Here is a 22,246-nt window from a genome sequence, read left to right on the forward strand (position 1 = left end):
CAACGTCGAGCGAGCCCGCCGGCACTGTGGAGAGGCAACCCTCATGCGCGCACGACACCTGGGGCGTCTGCTCGCCGTTGCCGCCACCGCGGTGGTCCTGGCCGGGTGCGGATCCACGGTCTCGGGCAAAGCCGTGTCGATCTTCGACGACCCGTTCAAGGTGGCCGGCCTGCAGGCCGTCGACGGCAACAGCGGGCTGCGCCCCAATCCCGAGCCACCCGGCCGCAAGGTCACCGGCGGTGACGGCGGCAAGGTCGACGAGATCGCCGCACAATCCGTGTCGGATCTGGAGACGTTCTGGCAGAGCTCCTACGGCGACACCTTCAAGGGCGAGTTCACGCCGGTGAAGGAACTCATCTCGTGGAACTCCGACGACTATGACGGCACCTTCTGCGACGAGTCCACCGCGGGTCTGGTCAACGCCGCCTTTTGCGAGGACGACGACACCATCGGCTGGGATCGCGGTGTGCTGATGCCGTCGCTGCGCCAGGCCAACGGCGATATGGCCATCACGATGGTGCTGGCTCACGAGTATGGTCACGCGATCCAGAAGCTGGCCAAGCTGAACAAGAAGGGGACCCCCACCCTGGTCGCCGAGCAACAGGCCGATTGCCTGGCCGGGGTGTACATGCGCTGGGTGGCCGAGGGCAACTCGCCGCGCTTCACCCTGTCCACCGGTGACGGTCTGAACAATCTGCTGGCCGCGATGATCTCCTTCCGCGATCCGCTGTTGAGCCAGGACGACTACTACGACACCGGCGACGAGCACGGATCGGCGTTCGAGCGGATCTCGGCGTTCCAGTTCGGCTTCACCGACGGGGCGTCGTCGTGCGCCGCGATCGACGTCAAGGAGATCGGCCAGCGCCGCGGTGATCTGCCGGTCGAGCTGCAGTCCGACCAGACCGGCGAGTGGCCGGTGAGTGAGGAGTCGACGAAGTCCATCGTCGACGCGATGAACATCCTGTTCGCGCCGAAGGATCCACCGCAGTTGAGCTTCGACGCCGCCAAAGCTTCGTCGTGCCCGGACGCCCGGCCCAGCCCGCCGGTGTCGTTCTGCCCGGCGACCAACACCATCGCGGTGGACCTGCCGGGCCTGCAGAAGATGGGCACGTCGAACGAGGGTGACGAAACCTCCCTGGTGCAGGGCGACAACACGGCGTACTCCGCACTCGTGTCGCGCTACATGCTGGCGCTGCAACACCAGCAGGGCGGACTAGTGCTCGACAACGCCGAGGCCGGTTTGCGCACGGCCTGCCTGACCGGGGTCGCCACTACCAAGCTGTCCAAGGAGGTCACCACCCCGGACGGCAACACCGTGGCGCTGACGGCCGGCGATATCGACGAGGCGGTGTCGGGGCTGCTGACCAACGGGCTGGCGGCCAGCGATGTCAACGGCGAGTCGGTGCCCGCCGGGTTCTCCCGCATCGACGCGTTCCGGATCGGCGTGCTCGGCGATCAGGCCCGCTGCATCAAACGCTTCCCGTGATCGCTAACCGCCGAGTGTGGGCCCTATGTACGCAAAACGGCCTTCCGGCGTACCTAACCCCCACAGTCGAAGGCGCCTCTGCTCAGATTTTTTTCGTGACCCCGTACCAGGACAGGATGGCGTCGCCTTCGTCGGTGGACTTGGTCAGCGTGGCGTAGGACCGGATGAACGACTCCCCCACGCAGCCGTCGATCTTGACGTGGAAGTTGCTGATCGACACCCACGGTGCGGAGCCTTTGTACTCCTTCTTGGTCACCGGGACGATGTTGATGATGCCGGGCTTGAGGCCGACGGTGATGCCGCCACCGATGTTGGCGCCCAGGCCGGGGCTCAGCCCGTCGGGCAGCACACCAGGGAAGTCCAGGCCGAAGTAGCCGATCGACGGGTTGATACCGGCCGTTCCGGTCAGCGAGACGCCGTTGGAGGTGCTCATGTCGATGCCGCAGCCGATCTGGTAGCCGACCTCGAACACACCTTTGGGCGACGAGCCGTCGCCGCTGAGCGCGCCGTTGTAGACGCCTCCGACCACGTACTCACGCGACGAGATCGCGGTGGTCAGCGGAGCGACCGGCATCTGCACTTCGTCTTTGGCTGAGATGGTCAGGGTCCAGCCGTCCGGAGACTTGGTGGTGGCCGGCCCGGTGGACTCCACCCGGCCGTCATCGACAGGCGGGTCGGCCGCAGCCGCCACCGGCTGCGCGGCGTCCGGTGCAGTGGCGTCGGGATCAGCCCAGGCCGGAGCCGCCGACAACAAGCCACCTACCAGCAGCACCACTGCCGCCGCACCTCGCACCACCACTGCCCCGAACGCCTTCCCGGAAACCCGACAGCCCGCCCCGATGCGGTGCCGGTCGGCATTCCTGTTGGGAACCTACATGCGGCACCCTTGCCGTACTAACCGGATCCGGAACCGTCAGCGTTACGCCATTCTCACCAGACCGAGTTCGTTGTCGGCGGCGAGCAGCGAGTGGTGCGGCAACACCCGCACCGTGTAGCCGACCGACCCGGCCACCGGAAGCGGTGTCGTGGTCGAGAACAGTTCGGTACCGCCGTCGCCCGGTCCGGTGTGCAGCATCTCCACATACGTCGGGTTCACCAGCACATCGGTGGCGTCGACACGCCCCAGCACGGCCTGCACCACGACTTCCTCGGGCCGCAGACCGGCCAGTTGCACGGCGGCGGTGAGGGTGAGCTGCGAGCCGAGCAGCGGGGTGTCGGGCAGGCCGGTGCTGTCGACGTCGGTGACGGCGACCTGCGGCCAGGCTTCGCGGGCCCGCAGCCGGTAGGCGCTCAGGTCGCGGGCCGCCCCGAACGGCAGTCCGTCGACGGGCGCGACGGTGCGGCGCAGCGACTGCGCAGCCGGCGCGTAGTACTTCTCGGTGTAGTCGCGCACCATCCGCGAGGCCAGCACCTTGGGCCCCAGCGACTGCAGGGTATGGCGCACCATCTCGACCCAGCGGGTCGGCACGCCGCGCTCGTCACGGTCGTAGAACTTCGGGCCGACGGAGTGCGCCAGTAGGTCGTAGAGTGCCGCGGCCTCCAGGTCGTCGCGGCGCCCCTCGTCAGCAAGTCCGTCGGCAGTCGGTATCTCCCAACCGTTTTCGCCGTCGTACCACTCGTCCCACCACCCGTCGCGGATGGACAGGTTCAGCCCGCCGTTGAGCGCGCTCTTCATGCCGGAGGTGCCGCACGCCTCCAGCGGCCGCAGCGGATTGTTCAGCCACACATCGCATCCCCAGTACAGCGACCGGGCCATCGACATGTCGTAATCGGGTAGGAAGGCGATGCGATGCCGCACCTCGGGCCGGTCGGCGAACTTCACCACCTGCTGGATCAGCGCCTTGCCGGCGTCGTCGGCCGGATGCGACTTGCCCGCGACGATCAGCTGCAGCGGCTTGTCGGGATCGAGCAGCAGCGCCTCCAGCCGTTGCGGATCACGCAGCATCAGGGTCAGCCGCTTATAGGTGGGAACCCGTCGGGCAAACCCTATAGTCAAGACGCCGGGGTCAAAAGCTGTTGCAATCCAACCAAGTTCAGCATCCGAAGCACCGCGCTCCAGCCACGACCTACGCAGCCTGCGACGCACGTCCTCGACCAGGTAGGCCCGCAGTTGCGACCGGATCCACCAGATGTGGCCGGGGTCGACCTCCTGCAGGCGGGCCCAGACCTGGGGCTCACGCAGCGCCTCGGTGGAGCCGGCCAGCTCACGGCCCAGTTGCAGCCACTGCGGCGCGGCCCAGGTGGGGCCGTGCACACCGTTGGTGATGGACCCGATCGGCACGTCGGCCGGGTCGAAACCCGGCCACAGCTCGTCGAACATCTCCCGGCTGACCCGGCCGTGCAGCAGCGACACCCCGTTGGCGCGCTGGGCCAGCCGCAGACCCATGTGCGCCATGTTGAACTTCGTCGGGTCGTCCTCGGCACCGAAGGCCAGCACGCGGGCCACCGGGACACCGGGCAGCAGCCCCGCCGGGCCGTCGTCGCCGAAGTAGCGCTGCACCATCTCCACCGGGAACCGGTCGATCCCGGCGGGCACCGGGGTGTGGGTGGTGAAGACCGTGCTGGAGCGCACCACCGTCAGCGCGGTGTCGAAGTCCAGCCGCTCGGCCGCCATCAGCTCGCGGATGCGCTCGACGCCGAGGAAACCGGCATGGCCCTCGTTCATGTGGAAGACGTCGGGTGCCGGCCGGCCCTCGATGGCGGTGAACGCCCGCACGGCGCGCACGCCGCCGATCCCGGCCAACAGCTCCTGCTTCATCCGGTGTTCCTGGTCACCGCCGTAAAGCCGATCGGTGACGTTACGCAGGTCGTGCTCGTTCTCCGGGATGTCGGAGTCCAGCAGCAACAGCGGGATCCGCCCGACCTGGGCCACCCATACCCGGGCGCGCAGCTGCCGGGCCTCCGGTAGCGCCAGCTCCACCAGGACAGGCGCGCCGGCGGCATCGGTGAGCAGGCGCAGCGGCAGGCCCTGCGGGTCCAGCGATGGGTAGTTCTCCCGCTGCCAGCCATCGGCCGTCAAGGACTGCCCGAAGTACCCCGAGCGGTAGTACAAGCCGACGGCGACCAGCGGCAGACCGAGGTCCGACGCCGACTTCAGATGGTCGCCGGCCAGGATGCCCAGGCCACCGGAGTAGTTCGGCAGCACCTCGGCGACACCGAACTCCATCGAGAAGTACGCGATGCCGGTCGGCATGGTCGCCGGATCCTGCTCCTGGTACCACATCGGGCGGGCGAGGTAGTCGTCGAGATCGCCGGCCAGCTGGTCCAGCCCCGCCAGAAAACCGCTGTCCACGGCGAGTTCGTCCAGACGCTGGGGTGTGACCGCGCCCAGCAGGGCGACCGGGTCCTGCCCGGTCTGCGCCCACAACTGCGGATCGATCGACGCGAACAGATCCTGCGTCGGCGTATCCCAGGACCAGCGCAGGTTGGTCGACAACCGGCCCAGCGCCGAGAGCCGCTCGGGCAGGTGGGCACGGACCGTGAACCTACGCAGGGCCTTCACGTGACCCAACCTTACTGACGCGCCCAGCCGTGCGTGCGCTTCTTTCACTCGCATCGACTCGGCCCACTACGGTGTGAACTGAGCGTGATGCGGTTACCCGAGAAGGCACGGATCCGGCGCGGCGCGGGCCACGTCGTACAAGTCAGAAATGGGAGTGGTTGGGTGCCCGGTCGTATCGAGATCGATGACGTCGCGCCCGTTGTGTCCTGCGGTACCTACCCAGCCAAGGCTGTCGTCGGCGAGGTGGTCCCGGTCTGCGCGTCGGTCTGGCGTGAGGGACACGACGCGGTGGCCGCGACTCTGGTGGTCCGCTACCTGGGGTCGGCCTACCCGCAGCTGGGCCAGAGCCCGGCCCGCCGGGTCAAGGCGCTGGAGGCCGCCGAAGCGGTGGCGACGCCGGCGGCCGCCAACCGGGTCAAGCCGCAGCTGTATCCGATGGCACTGGGGCGCACCCCTGATCTGTTCCACGGCCAGTTCGTCCCCGACCGGGTCGGGCTGTGGACATTCCGCATCGACGGGTGGGGCGACCCCATCACCACCTGGCGGCACGCGGTGACCGCCAAGCTGGACGCCGGACAGGGCGAGTCGGAACTGAACAACGATCTACTGGTCGGCGCGCGCCTGCTCGAGCGCGCCGCCACCGGTGTGCCGCGGGACCGGCGCACCCCGCTGCTGCACGCCAGCGCCGCACTGCGCGAGTCCGGCGACCCCGTCACCCGCGCCGCCCTGGCGCTGTCGCACGAGGTCACCGAGCTGCTGGCCGCATTCCCGCTGCGTGAACTGGTCACCAGGGGCACCACCTATGGCGTCTGGGCCGACCGGCCGCTGGCCCGGTGCAGCGCCTGGTACGAGTTCTTTCCGCGCTCGACCGGCGGCTGGGACGCTGAGGGCCGCCCCGTGCACGGCACCTTCGCGACGTCGATCGAGGCGCTGCCCCGGATCGCCGCGATGGGCTTCAACGTGGTCTACCTGCCGCCGATCCACCCGATCGGCAAGGTGCACCGCAAGGGGCGCAACAACACCGTCACCGCGGAACCGGGCGATGTCGGCTCGCCGTGGGCGATCGGCAGCGACGAGGGCGGCCACGACGCCGTGCACCCGGCCCTGGGCAGCATCGAGGACTTCGACCGGTTCGTGGCCGCGGTGCGCGACCACGGCATGGAGGTGGCGCTGGACTTGGCGCTGCAGTGCGCACCGGATCACCCGTGGGCCAAGGACCACCGGCAGTGGTTCACCGAGTTGCCCGACGGGACCATCGCCTACGCGGAGAACCCGCCGAAGAAGTACCAGGACATCTACCCGCTGAACTTCGACAACGACCCAGGCGGGCTCTACGACGAGGTGCTGCGCGTGGTGCGGCACTGGATCGAGCACGGCGTCACGATCTTCCGGGTCGACAACCCGCACACCAAGCCACCGAACTTCTGGGCGTGGTTGATCAGCCAGGTGAAGGCCACCCACCCCGACGTGCTGTTCCTCTCCGAGGCGTTCACCCGCCCGGCGCGGATGTACGGGCTGGCCAAACTCGGCTTCACCCAGTCGTATTCGTATTTCACCTGGCGTACCGCCAAGTGGGAGATCGAGGAGTTCGGCCGCCAGATCGCCGAGCATGCCGACTACGCGCGGCCCAACCTCTTCGTCAACACCCCCGACATCCTGCACGAGAGCCTGCAGCAGGGCGGCCCGGGCATGTTCGCCATCCGCGCGGTGCTGGCGGCCACCCTGGGCACGTCGTGGGGGGTGTACTCCGGTTTCGAACTCTTCGAGCATCTGCCGGTGCGGGAAGGCAGCGAGGAGTACCTGGATTCGGAGAAGTACGAACTGCGTCCGCGTGACTTCGACGGCGCCCTGTCCCGTGGGCAATCACTGGAGCCATTCCTCAAGCGGCTCAACGAGATCCGCCGGGTACATCCGGCACTGTGCCAATTGCGCACCATCACCTTCCACCACGTCGACAACGAGGCGCTGCTGGCCTACAGCAAGTTCGACCCGGTGACCGGCGACACGGTGCTGGTGGTGGTGACGTTGAACGCATTCGGCCCCGAAGAGGGAACGGTATGGCTGGATATGGGCGCACTGGGTATGCAGCCCTACGACCGTTTCTGGGTGCGTGACGAAATCACCGGGGAGGAATACCAATGGGGCCAAGCCAACTACGTACGCATCGAGCCCGGACGTGCCGTCGCGCACGTCCTGAACATGCCGCTGATCCCGCCCGACCAGCGAGCGAGTCTGCTTCGCCGGGAATGATCGGAACGAGAGGAGCCTAGGGCCACATGACGAGATCACCGAAGCTCGCCAGTCCGTATCTGGCGCCGGATCCCGGCGACCTGGCCCGGCTGGTGGCCGGGGTGCACCACGACCCGCACAGCATCCTGGGTGCTCACGAGTACGACGACCACACCGTGCTGAGGGCGCTGCGCCCGTACGCCGAGCAGGTGGTGGCGATCGTCGGTGACCAGCGCTACGAGTTCAGCCACATCGATGCCGGCCTGTTCGCGGTGAGCTTGCCGTTCACCAATCTCGCCGACTACCGGCTCGAGGTCACCTACCCCGGCGGACACACCCTCACCGTGGCCGACGGCTACCGATTCCTGCCCACCCTCGGCGAGATGGATCTGCATCTGTTCGCCGAGGGCCGCCACGAGCGGCTGTGGGAGATCCTGGGCGCGCACCCGCGTTCCTTCACCACACCCGACGGCGTGGTCGAGGGGGTGTCGTTTGCGGTGTGGGCCCCGAATGCCAAGGGCGTCAGCCTGATCGGCGAGTTCAACCACTGGGACGGCAACGACGCACCGATGCGCGTACTGGGATCCTCCGGGGTCTGGGAGCTGTTCTGGCCGGACTTCCCCACCGACGGGCTCTACAAGTTCCGGGTGCACGGTGTCGACGGGGCGGTCACCGACCGGGCCGACCCGTTCGCGTTCGCCACCGAGGTGCCGCCGCAGACCGCGTCGCGGGTGAATGTCTCGCACTACACCTGGGCCGACGAGGACTGGATGACGCAGCGGGCCGGCCGCAATCCGGTGTTCGAGCCCATGAGCACCTACGAGGTGCACCTCGGTTCCTGGCGCCCGGGCCTGAGCTATCGCCAGCTGGCCCAGGAACTCACCGATTACGTTGTGGCCCAGGGCTTCACCCATGTCGAGTTCCTGCCGGTCGCCGAGCACCCGTTCGGGGGGTCGTGGGGCTACCAGGTGACGTCGTACTACGCGCCGACGTCCCGGTTCGGCACGCCCGACGATTTCCGGTTCCTGGTCGACGCACTGCACCAGGCCGGCATCGGGGTGATCGTCGACTGGGTGCCCGCCCACTTCCCCAAGGACGGCTGGGCCTTGGGCCGCTTCGACGGCACCGCACTCTACGAGCACTCCGACCCGCGCCGTGGTGAGCAACTCGACTGGGGCACTTACGTCTTCGACTTCGGCAGGCCCGAGGTGCGCAACTTCCTGGTGGCCAACGCGCTGTACTGGCTGCAGGAGTACCACATCGACGGGCTGCGGGTGGATGCGGTGGCCTCGATGCTGTACCTGGACTACTCGCGACCGGCCGACGGGTGGACGCCCAACATCTACGGCGGGCGGGAGAACCTCGAGGCGGTACAGTTCCTGCAGGAGATGAACGCCACCGTCCACAAGGCGGCCCCCGGCATCGTCACCATCGCCGAGGAGTCGACCTCCTGGCCCGGCGTCACTCGACCGACCAACATTGGCGGCCTTGGCTTTTCGATGAAGTGGAATATGGGGTGGATGCACGACACCCTGGACTACATCAGCCGCGACCCGATCTACCGCACCTACCACCACCACGAGATGACCTTCTCGATGCTGTACGCGTTCAGCGAGAACTATGTGCTGCCGATCAGCCATGACGAGGTGGTGCACGGCAAGGGCACGCTGTGGGGCCGGATGCCGGGCAACGACCATGTCAAGGCGGCCGGGCTGCGCAGTCTGCTGGCTTATCAGTGGGCGCACCCGGGCAAGCAGCTGCTGTTCATGGGTCAGGAGTTCGGCCAGCGCGCCGAGTGGTCCGAGGAACGCGGGATCGACTGGTTCCAGCTCGACGAGAACAGCTACTCCGACGGCATTGCGAAGTTCGTCGCCGATGTCAACCAGATCTATCGGACTCGTTCGGCGTTGTGGAGTCAGGACACCAAGCCGGAGGGTTACTCCTGGATCGACGCCAACGACTCGGCCAACAACGTGCTGAGCTTCCTGCGCTACGGCAGCGATGGCTCGGTGCTGGCGTGTGTGTTCAACTTCTCCGGATCAGAGCACACCCACTACCGGCTGGGTCTGCCGCACGGGGGTACCTGGCGCGAGGTGCTCAACAGCGACGCGACGATCTACAACGGCGCGGGCGCAGGCAATTTCGGCGCGGTGGACGCTACCGAGGATCCGTGGCACGGCCGGCCCGCGTCGGCGACGCTGGTACTGCCGCCCACCTCGGCGATCTGGCTCGAGCCGGCCTAGCCGATCTCGGCGCCTAGTACAGCGCGTTGGCGAGGTTGCGCCGGCCGGCGATGACGTCGGGGTCGGCGGGGTCGAACAGTTCGAAGAGTTCGATCAGCCGGGTACGTACCGCGGTCCGCTCGTCACCGGCGGTCCGCCGCACCAGCGCGATCAGCCGGTCGAAGGCCGCGGTGACGTCCTGGTTGAGGATCTCGACGTCGGCCGCCGCGAACGCGGCGTCGAGATCGTCGGGTGCGGCGGCGGCTGCGGCCACGGCGTCCGGGCGCTGGGCGGTGGCGCGCTCCAGGAAGGTGATCTGGCGCAGCGCGCCCTTGGCCTCGGCGTGGTTCGGGTCGGCGTCCAGGATCGCCTGGTAGGCGGCGGCGGCCGCGGCGAAGTCACCGGCCTCGAGATGCTCACGGGCCTGGGCCACCGCGGGGTCGGCCTGCTCGGCCTCCGATTCGCCGGTACCCGAGAGCTTTCCGGCCGTGGCCGACAGCAACGAGTCGATCCAGCGCCGCAGCTGCTCGGGCGGCTGGGGGCCCTGGAAACTGGCCAGCGGTTGACCGCCGGCCAGCGCGACGACAGTGGGCACGGCTTCGATGCCGAACATCTGCGCGACCCGCGGTACCACGTCGACGTTGACGGTGGCCAGCGACCACGTGCCCTTGTCGGCGGCAGCCAGGTCGGCGAAGGCGTCGATCAACTGGACGCAGACCTCGCTGCGCGGGGACCACAACACCACGACCACCGGGATCTGCCCGGAGCGGACCAACACCTCGGCTTCGAAATTCGCCTCGGTGATCTCGACGGCACCGGTGGGAGCCGCACCGCCGGACGGGGCCTGGGCCCGCTGCTTGAGACCCGAGAGGTCAACGGCACCGGCCAATGCCGCCGGAATCGATGGGCGTGGACGTGTCACGCCCACAAGTCTGTCACGTCGCCGACGGTGCCGATTTGGCCGCTGCCGCAGATGCGTCGCGATGGTGCTCAGCACCGGTTTCCGGGCCCAATTTCGCGGTCCGGTCAGCCCATATGAGGAAGATCACACTGCCAAGCGGCACGATGCTGCCCAGCAACGCCAGAAACCAGGTTCCGGCACGCCACTGATAGGCGATACCGGCCAGTAGCGCGGTGACCACGAACGCGATGAACACCAGTCCGTGGGCCATCCCAAAGATCTTCACGCCGATCTCCGTGCGCGGGCTGCCCAGGTACTTGAAGTACATCCCGATCAACAGCCCGACCCACGTCAACGCTTCGGCCAGCGCGACCAACCGGAACCGTCCAGCGGTGCTGCGAATGTCGAGAGTGCTCGTCATGGCGCCATTGTGCCGGACCGGCGGCCCAGCTACTACGCGCCGTCGTTGACCGGGACTACCCGGCGCGCAGGATCAGCGCGTCGCCCTGGCCGCCGGCACCGCACAGTGCCGCCACCGCATAGGCGCCGCCCCGCCGCTTGAGCTCGTGTGCGGCGTGCAGGACGATGCGGGCCCCCGACATCCCGATCGGATGACCCAGCGCGATCGCACCACCGTTGCGGTTGACCTTCTCCGGATCCACACCCAGCTCACGCGTGGAGGCCAGCGAGACCGCCGCGAACGCCTCGTTGATCTCCAGGACGTCGAACTGGTCGACGCCGACGCCCTCACGCGCGGCCGCCTTCTTGATGGCGTTGGCGGGTTGGGACTGCAGGGTGGAATCCGGGCCGGCGACCACACCGTGAGCGCCGATCTCGCACAACCAGCTCAGCCCCAGCTCCTGGGCCTTGGACTTCTTCATCACCACGACCGCGCAGCCGCCATCGGAGATCTGGGACGCCGAACCCGCGGTGATGGTGCCGTCCTTGCGGAATGACGGCTTGAGACCGGACAGCGACTCCGCGGTGGTGTTGGCCCGAATGCCCTCGTCCTGGGTGAATTCGATCGGGTCGCCCTTGCGCTGCGGAATCGACACCGGCACAACCTCGTCGGCGAACAGCCCGTCCTTCCATGCCGCGGCGGCCTTCTGATGCGAACCGGCGGCGAATTCGTCCTGCTCGAGGCGGGTGAACTTGTCCTCGTCATTGCGCTGTTCGGTCAGCGCACCCATCGGCTGGTCGGTGAACACGTCATGCAAGCCGTCATAAGCCAGGTGGTCGAGCAGTGTGACGTCGCCGTACTTGTAGCCGTCGCGGCTGTTCATCAACAGGTGCGGCGCCCGGGTCATCGACTCCTGGCCACCGGCCACCACGACGTCGAACTCACCGGCGCGGATCAGCTGGTCGGCCAGGGCAATCGAGTCGATGCCGGACAGGCACATCTTGTTGATCGTCAGCGCCGGCACATCCCAGCCGATCCCCGCCGACACCGCCGACTGGCGCGCAGGCATCTGGCCGGCGCCTGCCGTGAGGACCTGGCCCATGATCACGTACTCGACCAGGGAGGCGGCCACCCCGGACTTCTCCAGGGCTCCCTTGATGGCGATCGCGCCCAGATCACTGCCGGAAAAGCCCTTCAGCGATCCGGACAACTTGCCGATCGGTGTACGTGCTCCAGCAACGATCACAGACGTCGTCATAACTACCTCCACAGGCGTTTGGAGCCGCAGGTATGCGGCTAATCACAGATCCCGCAGTATTGGATCCGACGTCGTTAGGTTACCTTTGCGTTATGACCGCTGAACAAGTTGATGCCCGCCCCGTTCTGGCCGGCGCTCTCGTGACGGCTGTTGACCACATCGGCATCGCAGTGCCCGATCTGGACGTCGCGATTCAGTGGTACCACGAGCATCTGGGGATGATCCTCGTCCACGAGGAGATCAACGAAGACCAGGGCATCCGCGAGGCCATGCTGTCGCTGAAGGGTGCCGGCAGCGACTGCGCGCAGCTTCAGCTGATGGCCCCGCTCGACGAGAACTCGACCATCGCCAAGTTCATCGACAAGCGCGGCCCGGGCATCCAGCAGATGGCCTACCGGGTCAGCGATCTGGACGCCATGTCCGAGCAGCTGCGCAGCCAGGGCGTTCGGCTGATCTACGACGCACCGCGGCGCGGTACCGCGAACTCGCGGATCAACTTCATCCATCCCAAGGACGCCGGTGGTGTGCTGGTGGAGCTCGTCGAGAAGGCCGCCGAGCACTAGGCTCTCAGGACCACCTGCGGGTGGGCCCGCGCGAGGCGCGGTTGGCCCAGCACGGCGTGTGCCAATGCCTGCGATCCTCCAGCTCGGCGTCGCCCGCTGATCCCTCGTACACACGCCACACCACGACATGGGCTGTGCCCGAACGGATCTCGTGATCGCAGCCCGGGCAACGATAAGTCTTGACGGCACGTGCAGCGGCCACCGGACGCACCTCGTAGTCGTAGCCGTCGGCCCCGATCTCGATGCGGCGCTGCATCGGCAGCGGCGGCAGACCGGTGCCCTGACGACGGTCCGGTCTGCGACGGGGCATCAGAACAGCCGGAACTCGTCGCTGTCCATACCCCGCATCTTGTCGTAATCCAGTGTCACACATCGGATTCCGCGGTCGGTGGCCAGCGTGCGCGCCTGCGGCTTGATCTGCTGGGCGGCGAACACTCCGCTGACCGGCGCCAGCAGGCTGTCCCGGTTCATCAGCTCCAGATAGCGGGTCAGCTGCTCCACGCCGTCGATCTCACCACGCCGTTTGATCTCGACGGCTACCGAGCGGCCCTGCTCGTCGCGGGCCAGGATGTCCACCGGGCCGATCGCCGTCATGTATTCCCGGCGCACCAGGGTGTAGCCGTCACCGAGCAGTTCGATGTGCTCGGCCAGTAGCTCCTGCAGGTGTGCTTCGACGCCGTCCTTGACCAGCCCGGGGTCGATGCCCAGTTCGTGGCTCGAGTCGTGCTCGATGGACTCCAGTGTGATGCGCAACTGCTCGCCGGCCTTGTTCTCCACCACCCAGACGGGCTGCGGGCCGTCGGCGTCCTCGGTCAGCCAGCATGGCGGGCTCATCCAGTTCAACGGCTTGTAGGCACGGTCGTCGGCATGCACACTGACCGAGCCATCGGCCTTGACGAGCAGCAGTCGTCGTGCCGATGGCAGATGAGCGGTGAGCCGGCCGACGTAGTCGACGGTGCACTGAGCAATCACGAGGCGCACGGCTCAAGCTTAGGGTGTGTCGGCGCCGACGAATTAGGCTGACGCCACCATGAGTGCCAGCCCGAGTGTCGCGCAGCGGTTGGGCCGTGTGCTGGAGCGGGTCACCCGCCAGAGCGGCCGGTTGGCCACCACCCCCGCTTATGGGTCGTTGCTGCTGGGCAAGGTCTCGGAGAGCCCCGCCCGCCGCCGGGTGCGGATCCAGACGCTGATCACCGTCTTCACGCTCGTGGTCAACATCGTCGGGGTGGCGGTGGCCACACTGCTGGTCACCGTCGCGTTCCCGGTGCCCAGCGTGTTCCACGATGCACCGGCCTGGCTCACGTTCGGGGTCGCCCCGGCCTACGGCGCGGCGGCACTGGCGTTCGGTAGCTGGTGGATCACCACCCGTACGGTCAAGGACCTGCGGTGGGCCATCAGCGGCAGACCGCCGACCCGCGCCGACCAGCGCAGGGTCTTCTTCACACCGTGGCGAATCGCGATCGCCCAACTGGCGCTCTGGGCGGTGGGCACCACGGCGTTCACCATCCTGTACGGGCTGTACGACACCGACTTCATTCCCCGGCTGTCGCTGGGCGTGGGCGTCTGTGGAGTGGTCGTGGCGACCAGCACGTATCTGTTCACCGAGTTCGCACTGCGCCCGGTGGCCGCGCAGGCGCTGGCTGCCGGCCCACCACCGCACCGGCTGGCGCCGGGCATCATGGGCCGCACCATGACCGTGTGGATGTTGAGTTCGGGTCTCCCGGTGATCTGTATCGGCCTGGTGGCACTGTTCTCGCTGCTGCTGCAGAACCTCACCAAGACCCAGCTGGAGGTCGGCATCCTGATCTCCGCGGTGGCCACGCTGATCTTCGGCTTCCTGCTCACCTGGATCCTGGCCTGGCTCATCGCAACTCCGGTGCGAGTGGTGCGCAACGCGCTCAAGCGTGTCGAGGACGGTGACCTGAGCGCCAACCTGGTGGTGTTCGATGGCACCGAACTCGGGGAACTGCAGCGCGGGTTCAACTCCATGGTGGACGGGCTGCGGGAGCGTGAGCGGGTGCGTGACCTGTTCGGCCGGCACGTCGGCCGCGAAGTAGCAGCGGCCGCCGAGCAGCAGAAGCCCACGCTCGGCGGCGAAGAGCGCCATGTCGCAGTCATTTTCGTCGACATCGTCGGCTCAACCCAGCTCGTCAGCACACTGCCGCCCAAGGACGTCGTCGGCCTGCTCAACCGGTTCTTCGCCGTCATCGTCGAAGAGGTGAACCGCCACCACGGACTGGTCAACAAGTTCGAGGGCGACGCCACCCTGGCGATCTTCGGCGCACCGGTCACCCTGGACACCCCGGAGGACGACGCGCTGGCGGCGGCCAGGGCGATCGTCACCCGCCTCGAGCACGAGGTCCCGGAGTGCCCGGCGGGTATCGGGGTGGCGGCCGGACAGGTGGTGGCCGGAAACGTCGGCGCCAACGAGCGTTTCGAGTACACCGTGATCGGTGAGCCGGTCAACGAGGCGGCCCGGCTGTCCGAACTCGCGAAGACCCGTCCGCATCGGGTGCTTGCATCAGCGGTGACGGTCACCGCGGCCGACGACGACGAAAGCCGGTATTGGGAATTGGCGGAGGCCGTGACCCTGCGCGGCTATGAGCAGCCCACCCAGCTGGCCACGCTGGCCTAGATGAATGGCGCGTTGCGCGCTGAATGTGGCTACGCGCTGTGTAACTCGGCGATGTAGCCGCCGGGGAACTGCAGCATGGCACTGTGCCGGGGCCCGGCGGCAGCCGACAGGACCGCGGCTCCCGCCGAGACAGCCTTCGCCGTGGTCGTCGCGACGTCGCCGACCTGGTATCCAGCGACCTCGCGACCGAAGGGATACGGCAGATGTCCGTCGGTCGCCAGGACCACCGTGCTGCCGAACGGCGACGTGAGATGGAGTTGCCGGAATGTGCTCCCTGTTTCGGGATGCCGGCCTGCACCGAGAGATCATGTTCGAACTCGGCCAGCTCGCCGACATCACCCGCTGCGCCATGCACGGTCTGGGCAGTGCGATCGCGCCGGCCGCCTTCGCCGAGGGAGTCACGCCCGGCGACGCAGCCGTGCTCGCTATCGACGGGATCGCATCGACGCTGCGCATCGCCGCCTACACCCGCGCGTCTCGAACCGAACCTCTCGTCGACGCCGCCCTCGAGCTCTTCGGATCGGGCACTGTGCCATCACAGCCCTGACAAGTGCGCTCAGCTCTGGACCGGAATCAACACTGTCCACAGATTAGTGATGAGCCCCTGGTCGATCAGCACGGTGTCGAACCCGGTCATCTTCACCTGACCATCCACGGCATCCACCAGCTGCCATGCCAGGTAGGCGAATCCGGGTAGTTCGTGGACCGGGCCCACCGGTTCGAATTGCAGCTCCGCGAGCCCGGCCAGCAGGCCTGCGCACTTCGCTTCCAGCGCGTCGCGGCCAGAGACGACGCCTTCGGCGTCGGTCCACCGCACGTCGGGAGCATACGTTCGGGAGATCGCCGCAAGCCGCTTCTCCTTGTCGCGCTCATTGAAGACCGCGAGCAGATTGTCGTGCATCAGTTGCTCGTTCGAGTGGGCCACTGTCAGTTCTCCCTTGCCGGTAATTGCTTGCCGAGCACCGCCGAGCGCCCGCCAGTCTTATTTTGTAACGAAGTATACAAAACTAGTAGACTGACGCACAGCAGGCCCGAAAGCTCTCAAACATTGCCCATCGAAAGGCCAATCGTGACGTACTCGATCATCGGCACCGGAAACATCGGATCAGCCTTGGCAGGCCAATTCGCACGCAGCGGTCTCGAGGTGATGGTCGCGACCGCCAAGGGCCCATCCGCGGTCGAGCCCCTCGCTGAGCAGATCGGTCCACAGATCAAGCCCGTCGACGTCACCGATGCCTTGGGGGCCGACGCCGTAATTCTGGCCGTTCCCTTCGACGCCGTACGCGGACTGGTTTCCAGCGTGGATGACTGGAACGGCCGGATCATCATCGACGCAACCAATGCGATTGATTACGAAGACTTTTCGCCGGCCGACCTGGGTGGGACACCGTCCTCCGGCTTGGTCGAAGAATGGGCCACCAACGCTCGCGTGGTCAAGGCATTCGGCAGTACCTGGGCAAAAATCCTGGCCCGCGATCCCGATCAGGGACCCCATGGCCGGCGGGTCATGTTCCTATCGGGCAACCATCCCGCGGCCAACGCGGCAATCGCGGCATTGATCACGCAGATGGGTTTCGCCCCCATCGATCTCGGCCGCAATGATCAGGGTGGCCTCCTGCAGCAGTTCGGCGGCCCGTTGACTACGCACAGCTTCATCTCGCAACCGATCAGTGGGGCGGCGCCCGGGGAGATGGATCTGACCCTGGGCCGTTGACCACCCGGTCAACGGCCGGTGGTCCTACCCGGCATCCGCGGCCAGGCCCGCAACGCCACGTCGGCAGCGGCGCGCAGGGCTGCGGTGTCCGCACCGTCACGGGCTAACGACGACATACCCCGCAGCACGATATCGATGTAGTCGCTCAACGCATCTACGTCGGCGTCGGCCGCCAGGTCGCCATCCCGCTGGGCTGTGCACAGCCGTTCCCGGATGGCGCGCCGCCCCGACTCGCGTTCCTCACGCAGTACCGGATCGGAGATGACGAAGCATCCCGCAGGGTGCCCGAGGCCGCTGTATTCCCGAACCGCAATGTCGAGGATCTTGGCGAAAACATCGCGTGCCCGCCGCTCCTCCAGTGCCGGCGGGATCACTCTCGAAGGCGCGCTGGCGTATTGAGCAACAGCCTCGTCGAAGAGTTCTTTCTTGCCACCGAACGAGTTGTACAGGCTGGGCGCGGAGATGCCCATCACCTCGGTCAGGTCGCGGACGGTCGTACGCTCGTAGCCCTTCTCCCAGAACAGGTGGAGGGCTCTGACCAATGCTTGCGCTCGGTCGAACTCCGGTGGCCGCGCCATCAGTCCATGGTATTGGTGGCGAGCAGCCGTCGGTCGGATACTGGCGGACGCGGTAACGCTGCGCAGCTACGAACAGCGCACCCAGCTGCAGACTCTGGCTGGAGTCGATCTGCCCTAGCCTTGACTCGGGAGTAAAATCAGGAAAATAATTATCGATATGAAAGAGGGTTCGAAAACACCCAACGAAAGGGCGCCCTGGATCGCGCTCCGCACGGACTTCACCCGCTCCGCAGTAGGGATCCCGGGCGTCCTACGCCACTCTGCTGGCATGCGAGGGAACTGCTGCTGATGCGGGTCGGTGTGGTGATGTCTTGTCCGGACCGGGACGTGGCGGCGACGGCCCTCCGGGCCGAAGAGGCAGGGTTCGACTTTGTCGCCGCCGGTGAGCACCTGTTCTTCCACATCCCTACCCCGAATGTCTTCGTGACATTGGCCGCAGCTGCCGCTGCGACGCAGCGTATTCGACTGCTGTCGACGCTGACCCTGCTGCCGCTGTATCCGCCAGCTCTGGCAGCCAAGCTGGTTGCGTCCCTCGACAATGTTTCGGGCGGCCGATTCGACTTCGGCGTCGGAATCGGCGGCGAGTACCCACCCGAATTCGCTGCCGTCGGAGTCCCGGTGCGCGAACGCGGCAGGCGCACCGACGACGCCCTCGAGTTGATGACCGCCCTTCTGGACGGCCGGTCCGTCAACGCGTCCGGCTGGTGGGGCAGCGCCCAGGAGCTACAACTTAAGCCTCCCGCCACACAGCGTCCCCACCCGCCGATCTGGATGGGTGGCCGCCGCACTGCCGCTTTCCAGCGGGCGGCGCGCTTCGCCGACCACTGGCTGCCCTATATGTACACCCCCGAGCAACTTGCGGACAGTCTCGTTGCGATCGAGGGATTTGCTGAGTCCTACGGCCGCAAGGGCTGCATCGAGGGAGCCATCTTCTGCTGGGGCGCCATCGACCGCGACCCGGCAGTAGCCCGCCGCAACGCTATCGCAGCGGTCAGCTCGACATACCAACAAGACTTCGACGACCTCGCCAACCGATACCTGGTCACCGGCACCCCTGACCAAGTGGTGAGCCGGCTCCTCGAGTACCGCGATGCTGGCGCGCGTACGGTCATTTTCGCCGGTCCGAGCGACAGCGATCCCACCAACCGCACCGCCGAACTGCTCGCCGCCGAGGTTCTACCCGCTTTGCGCGGTTAGAGAGTCGGCTTGGCGCGCAACACTTTTTCCCCGGTGACCAACGCGTCCTCGACGGTGCTGAACACGCTGTCGTGATAGCCGCGGCCAGTCCGGATGACCACTCGGTCGGGGTCTACGACCAGACCCTGCTTGCCGGCGTCGCGCAATGACCGGCTCACCTCGGCGAGCAGGTCGCGGGCGGAGTCGTTGATGTCGTCGACGCGGGTGACGTCGACGATGGCCACCTCGAACTCATCGAGGTTGCGCTGCACGGTGCGGGCCACCTGCTCGGCGCCGGCGAACATCAGGTCGCCGTGCAACTCGTAGACCCTGATCCCCGGGGTGGGCTCGTAGATGGCGCGGACCGTCGAGCGTGATTCGCGGCTGACGGTCAGGAAGTGCAGGCCCAGGCGTTCGGAGAGGTTGCGGCACAACAGGACTCCACGCACACTGTTGCCGCGCGCATCCAGCAACGGTGAGTACACGCCGATGCCCAGCTGCCCAGGGAGCACCGCGACGATTCCGCCGCCCACCCCGCTCTTGGCCGGCAACCCGACTGCGCTGACCCAATCTCCGGCAGCGTTGTACATGCCGCAGGTCACCATCACCGACAGCGTCCGTTGCACCACCCGAGTGCTGGTAACCCGCCGCCCGGTCTGCGGGTTGATCCCGCCGCGAGCTAGGGTGGCCCCCATCCTGGCCAGGTCTACACTCGTCACGCGCAGTGAGCACTGCCTGAAATACACGTCGAGAACGTCATCGGGATCGTCGGCGAGCACCCCGAAGCTGTCGAGCATGTAGGCGATCGCGCGATTGCGGCTGCCGGTGGCCTTTTCGGAGCGGTAGACGTCCTCGTCGAAGTCCAATCGACGCCCGGCGCAGGCCGAGTAGAACTCGCGGATCGTGTCGAACCGTTCGTCGGGGCTGACGCCGGGCACCAAGGCGACGGCCGCGATCGCGCCCGCGTTGATCATCGGGTTCTTGGGGGTCTTGGTCGTATCGTCGACGCTGATCTCGTTGAACGCCTCACCGGAGGGTTCCACGCCGATCTTGCTGTCGACGATGTCCTCCCCCACCTGGTCGAGGGCCAGCGCGTAGGTGAACGGCTTCGAGATCGACTGGATGGTGAATTCTGTTCTCGCGTCGCCGGATTCGTAGACATAGCCATCCGAGGACGAGATCGCCAGCCCGAATCCGGCGGGATCGACCTCGGCGAGCTCGGGGATGTAGTCGGCCAACGCGCCGTCGGTGACACCGGCGAGTTCCCCGACGACCTCGTCGAGGTAGCGCTGCACCAGTTCGGACACGGTCAGATCGTACCGAGGTATACCGGTGCCCTTGTCTGTCCGCCACCATCCCCCACGATGTCGGTTTTCCGCTAGTGCTGTCTGTGCTGGCGTGTAAGGGTCGAGATATGCACGACGATTTCGACCGCTGTTACCGGGCCGTCCAATCCAGGGACTCCCGGTTCGACGGCTGGTTCGTGACGGCAGTGCTGACGACCGGGATCTACTGCCGGCCCAGCTGCCCGGTGCGGCTGCCGCTGGCCCGCAATGTGCGCTTCTACCCGAGCGCGGCCGCGGCCCAGCGGGCCGGCTTCCGGGCCTGCAAACGGTGCCGCCCCGACGCATCCCCAGGCTCGCCGGAATGGAATGCCCGCGGCGATGCCGTCGCCCGGGCCATGCGGTTGATCGGCGACGGGGTGGTTGACCGGGAGGGGGTGACCGGGCTGGCCGCCCGCGTCGGCTACACCCCGCGCCAGCTGGAGCGCATGCTGCAGGCCGAGGTGGGCGCCGGACCGTTGGCGATGGCCAGGGCGCAGCGGGTGCAGACGGCGCGGGTGCTCATCGAGACCACCGACCTGGCGTTCAGCGACATCGCGTTCGCCGCGGGCTTCGCCAGCATCCGGCAGTTCAACGACACCGTCCGCGCAGCCTGCGACATGACACCAACCGGATTGCGGGACAACGCATCCCGCCGACGCGGTCACGATCTGGTACCCGGTGGCCAGGTCCTGACGCTGCGGTTGCCGGTACGCACGCCGTTCGCCTACGAAGGGGTGTTCGGGCACCTGGCGGCCAGCGCGGTGCCGGGCTGCGAGGAGGTCCGCGACGGTGCATTCCGGCGCACCCTGCGCCTACCGTCCGGCTACGGCATCGTCAGCCTGACGCCGGGGCCCGATCACGTCGCCTGCACGCTGATACTGGAGAACGTGCGCGATCTGGGCACGGCGATCGCCCGCTGCCGCCGGCTGCTCGATCTCGACGCCGACCCCGAAGCCGTGATTGAAGCCCTGAGCGGCGACGCCGATCTTCGCGACGTCGTGAGCAAGGCGCCGGGCCAGCGGATCCCCCGCACGGTCGACGAGCAGGAGCTGGCAGTGCGCGCAGTGCTGGGTCAGCAGGTATCGACCAAGGCGGCCCGCACCCACGCCGCACGCCTGGTATCGGCCTACGGCAGTCCGGTAGCCGATCCGACCGGCGCGCTCACCCACACATTTCCTGGGATCGACCAGCTGGGTGACATCGACCCTGCTCACCTGGCGGTACCGTCGGCGCGCCGTCGCTCGCTGGCAGCGCTGATCGCCGCGATGGCGGCCGGTGACGTGGTGCTCGATCCCGGTTGCGACTGGAATCAGGCCCGCGCTGCGCTGCTGGCCTTACCCGGTATCGGCCCCTGGACTGCCGAGATCGTCGCCATGCGGGGTCTGGGTGACCCCGATGCGTTCCCCGCGACTGATCTGGGTGTCCGGCTGGCCGCCGAGCAACTCGGCATCCCAGGCGAGCCGCGCGCCCTGGCCGCACACAGCGTGCGCTGGCGACCGTGGCGGTCCTATGCGGTCCAGCATCTGTGGAGCACCCTCGACCATTCCGTCAATCACTGGCCACCCAAGGAGACGACGCCATGACGACTTTGCGCTACCGCATCATTGACAGCCCGGTGGGCCCGTTGACGCTGGCGGGGCGGGACTCCACCCTGATGCATCTGCGGATGGTCGATCAGACCCACGAGCCGGACCGCTCGGATTGGGTGGACGTCGACGACCACGCCTTCCCTGAGGCGGTCGAACAGCTGGACGCCTACTTCTCCGGCGAGCTCACCGAATTCGACGTGGATATGGACCTCGTCGGTACCGAGTTCCAGCGCAGGGTCTGGGCGGCGTTGTGCACCATTCCATACGGCCAGACGCGGTCCTACGGGGAGATCGCTGATCAGATCGGGTCCCCGGGCGCATCGCGTGCGGTCGGATTGGCCAACGGCCGAAATCCGATCGGCATCATCGTGCCCTGCCATCGGGTGATCGGCGCCAGCGGTGGGCTCACCGGCTATGGGGGCGGCTTGGACCGCAAGCGGCAGTTGCTGGCACTCGAGCGGGTGCGTGACACCGCGACGCTGTTCGACTAACGCGGATTCTGGACTCGGGGCGGTGTCCAGCGAATTCCACTCGCCGAGAACCGATCCCACCACCGCCGGGAGAAGACACCGAACCCGCAGGTCAACGCCGCGCCGACGCAGTGGAGAGCCGTTAGGGGCCACTCCGTGAGCCGCTGTGGCGATTTCGGCGATGCTACTTTGACGCCG

At 67.2% G+C, this 22,246-nt stretch carries 21 protein-coding genes; 10 read left to right on the forward strand and 11 right to left on the reverse strand.

Annotated elements, in window-relative coordinates; all coding sequences use genetic code 11:
• The first annotated feature begins 43 nt into the window (after positions 1-43).
• Entirely contained in the window at positions 44-1,486 is a 1,443-nt protein-coding gene (locus G6N35_RS11140) for a neutral zinc metallopeptidase (protein ID WP_163804306.1), read from the forward strand.
• A gap of 82 nt (positions 1,487-1,568) precedes the next feature.
• On the opposite strand, the gene G6N35_RS11145 is transcribed toward G6N35_RS11140, so the two are convergent.
• A complete protein-coding gene (locus G6N35_RS11145) occupies positions 1,569-2,258 on the reverse strand; it encodes an MspA family porin (RefSeq protein ID WP_407664616.1) in 690 nt (229 codons plus the stop codon).
• 147 nt (positions 2,259-2,405) lie between these two features.
• Positions 2,406-4,988 (reverse strand): alpha-glucan family phosphorylase, encoded by a 2,583-nt coding sequence (glgP, locus tag G6N35_RS11150; protein ID WP_163804308.1) that lies wholly within the window; start codon positions 4,986-4,988, stop codon positions 2,406-2,408.
• A 162-nt stretch (positions 4,989-5,150) separates the two neighbouring features.
• On the opposite strand from glgP, the gene G6N35_RS11155 reads away from it, so the two are divergent.
• Positions 5,151-7,238, forward strand: a complete 2,088-nt coding sequence (locus G6N35_RS11155; RefSeq protein WP_220098503.1) for an alpha-1,4-glucan--maltose-1-phosphate maltosyltransferase — start codon at positions 5,151-5,153, stop codon at positions 7,236-7,238.
• 26 nt (positions 7,239-7,264) lie between these two features.
• On the forward strand, positions 7,265-9,460 hold the full coding sequence (gene glgB, locus G6N35_RS11160) for a 1,4-alpha-glucan branching protein GlgB (RefSeq protein ID WP_163804310.1): 2,196 nt from the start codon (positions 7,265-7,267) through the stop codon (positions 9,458-9,460).
• 13 nt (positions 9,461-9,473) lie between these two features.
• On the opposite strand, the gene G6N35_RS11165 is transcribed toward glgB, so the two are convergent.
• From G6N35_RS11165 to G6N35_RS11175, 3 genes are read right to left on the reverse strand one after another with little or no spacing between them, the layout of a single operon-like run.
• Positions 9,474-10,361, reverse strand: coding sequence for a tetratricopeptide repeat protein (locus tag G6N35_RS11165; RefSeq protein ID WP_163804311.1), 888 nt, complete (start codon positions 10,359-10,361; stop codon positions 9,474-9,476).
• Between the two features lie 13 nt (positions 10,362-10,374).
• The gene (locus G6N35_RS11170) at positions 10,375-10,761 is read right to left on the reverse strand and encodes a DUF3817 domain-containing protein (protein ID WP_163804312.1); all 387 of its coding nucleotides are present in this window, start codon (positions 10,759-10,761) and stop codon (positions 10,375-10,377) included.
• A 55-nt stretch (positions 10,762-10,816) separates the two neighbouring features.
• Complete coding sequence (locus tag G6N35_RS11175) at positions 10,817-11,998, reverse strand: acetyl-CoA C-acetyltransferase (protein ID WP_163804313.1); 1,182 nt, start codon at positions 11,996-11,998, stop codon at positions 10,817-10,819.
• A 92-nt stretch (positions 11,999-12,090) separates the two neighbouring features.
• Here G6N35_RS11175 and mce point away from each other — a divergent pair, with 92 nt between their 5' ends.
• A complete protein-coding gene (gene mce, locus G6N35_RS11180; RefSeq protein ID WP_163804314.1) occupies positions 12,091-12,561 on the forward strand; it encodes a methylmalonyl-CoA epimerase in 471 nt (156 codons plus the stop codon).
• A gap of 4 nt (positions 12,562-12,565) precedes the next feature.
• Here the strand turns inward: mce and G6N35_RS11185 are convergent, their stop codons facing one another.
• A complete protein-coding gene (locus G6N35_RS11185; RefSeq protein ID WP_163804315.1) occupies positions 12,566-12,871 on the reverse strand; it encodes an Rv1322 family protein in 306 nt (101 codons plus the stop codon).
• The gene (gene nucS / locus G6N35_RS11190; RefSeq protein ID WP_163804316.1) at positions 12,871-13,542 is read right to left on the reverse strand and encodes an endonuclease NucS; all 672 of its coding nucleotides are present in this window, start codon (positions 13,540-13,542) and stop codon (positions 12,871-12,873) included. The genes G6N35_RS11185 and nucS overlap by 1 nt, the downstream gene beginning before the upstream one ends.
• A gap of 49 nt (positions 13,543-13,591) precedes the next feature.
• Between nucS and G6N35_RS11195 the strand changes: the two genes are divergently transcribed.
• Positions 13,592-15,196: an adenylate/guanylate cyclase domain-containing protein gene (locus G6N35_RS11195; protein WP_163804317.1), complete on the forward strand. Its 1,605-nt coding sequence runs from the start codon at positions 13,592-13,594 to the stop codon at positions 15,194-15,196.
• Positions 15,197-15,225: 29 nt separating this feature from the next.
• Here G6N35_RS11195 and G6N35_RS11200 read toward each other — a convergent pair whose 3' ends face one another.
• Positions 15,226-15,423: a hypothetical protein gene (locus G6N35_RS11200; protein ID WP_163804318.1), complete on the reverse strand. Its 198-nt coding sequence runs from the start codon at positions 15,421-15,423 to the stop codon at positions 15,226-15,228.
• 38 nt (positions 15,424-15,461) lie between these two features.
• Between G6N35_RS11200 and G6N35_RS11205 the strand changes: the two genes are divergently transcribed.
• Positions 15,462-15,743 carry a LysR substrate-binding domain-containing protein gene (locus tag G6N35_RS11205; RefSeq protein ID WP_163804319.1) on the forward strand — a complete coding sequence of 94 codons (282 nt, stop codon included), beginning with the start codon at positions 15,462-15,464 and terminating at the stop codon, positions 15,741-15,743.
• Positions 15,744-15,752: 9 nt separating this feature from the next.
• Here G6N35_RS11205 and G6N35_RS11210 read toward each other — a convergent pair whose 3' ends face one another.
• Positions 15,753-16,097, reverse strand: a complete 345-nt coding sequence (locus tag G6N35_RS11210; RefSeq protein ID WP_246224278.1) for a nuclear transport factor 2 family protein — start codon at positions 16,095-16,097, stop codon at positions 15,753-15,755.
• Between G6N35_RS11210 and G6N35_RS11215 the strand changes: the two genes are divergently transcribed.
• Entirely contained in the window at positions 16,092-16,910 is an 819-nt protein-coding gene (locus G6N35_RS11215; protein WP_246224279.1) for an NADPH-dependent F420 reductase, read from the forward strand. The genes G6N35_RS11210 and G6N35_RS11215 overlap by 6 nt on opposite strands.
• An 8-nt stretch (positions 16,911-16,918) precedes the next feature.
• Here G6N35_RS11215 and G6N35_RS11220 read toward each other — a convergent pair whose 3' ends face one another.
• On the reverse strand, positions 16,919-17,488 hold the full coding sequence (locus G6N35_RS11220; RefSeq protein WP_163804322.1) for a TetR/AcrR family transcriptional regulator: 570 nt from the start codon (positions 17,486-17,488) through the stop codon (positions 16,919-16,921).
• A gap of 306 nt (positions 17,489-17,794) precedes the next feature.
• On the opposite strand from G6N35_RS11220, the gene G6N35_RS11225 reads away from it, so the two are divergent.
• A complete protein-coding gene (locus G6N35_RS11225) occupies positions 17,795-18,685 on the forward strand; it encodes an LLM class flavin-dependent oxidoreductase (protein ID WP_163804323.1) in 891 nt (296 codons plus the stop codon).
• On the opposite strand, the gene glsA is transcribed toward G6N35_RS11225, so the two are convergent.
• A complete protein-coding gene (gene glsA / locus G6N35_RS11230) occupies positions 18,682-19,971 on the reverse strand; it encodes a glutaminase A (RefSeq protein ID WP_163804324.1) in 1,290 nt (429 codons plus the stop codon). The two genes, G6N35_RS11225 and glsA, sit on opposite strands and share 4 nt — an antisense overlap.
• A 107-nt stretch (positions 19,972-20,078) precedes the next feature.
• Here glsA and G6N35_RS11235 point away from each other — a divergent pair, with 107 nt between their 5' ends.
• Both G6N35_RS11235 and G6N35_RS11240 read left to right on the forward strand, forming a co-directional pair.
• Entirely contained in the window at positions 20,079-21,572 is a 1,494-nt protein-coding gene (locus tag G6N35_RS11235) for a DNA-3-methyladenine glycosylase 2 family protein (RefSeq protein WP_163804325.1), read from the forward strand.
• Positions 21,569-22,069: a methylated-DNA--[protein]-cysteine S-methyltransferase gene (locus tag G6N35_RS11240; protein WP_163804326.1), complete on the forward strand. Its 501-nt coding sequence runs from the start codon at positions 21,569-21,571 to the stop codon at positions 22,067-22,069. The genes G6N35_RS11235 and G6N35_RS11240 overlap by 4 nt, the downstream gene beginning before the upstream one ends.
• Positions 22,070-22,246: the final 177 nt, after the last annotated feature.

This window comes from Mycolicibacterium anyangense, assembly GCF_010731855.1.
GTDB classification, from domain to species: Bacteria; Actinomycetota; Actinomycetes; order Mycobacteriales; family Mycobacteriaceae; genus Mycobacterium; species Mycobacterium anyangense.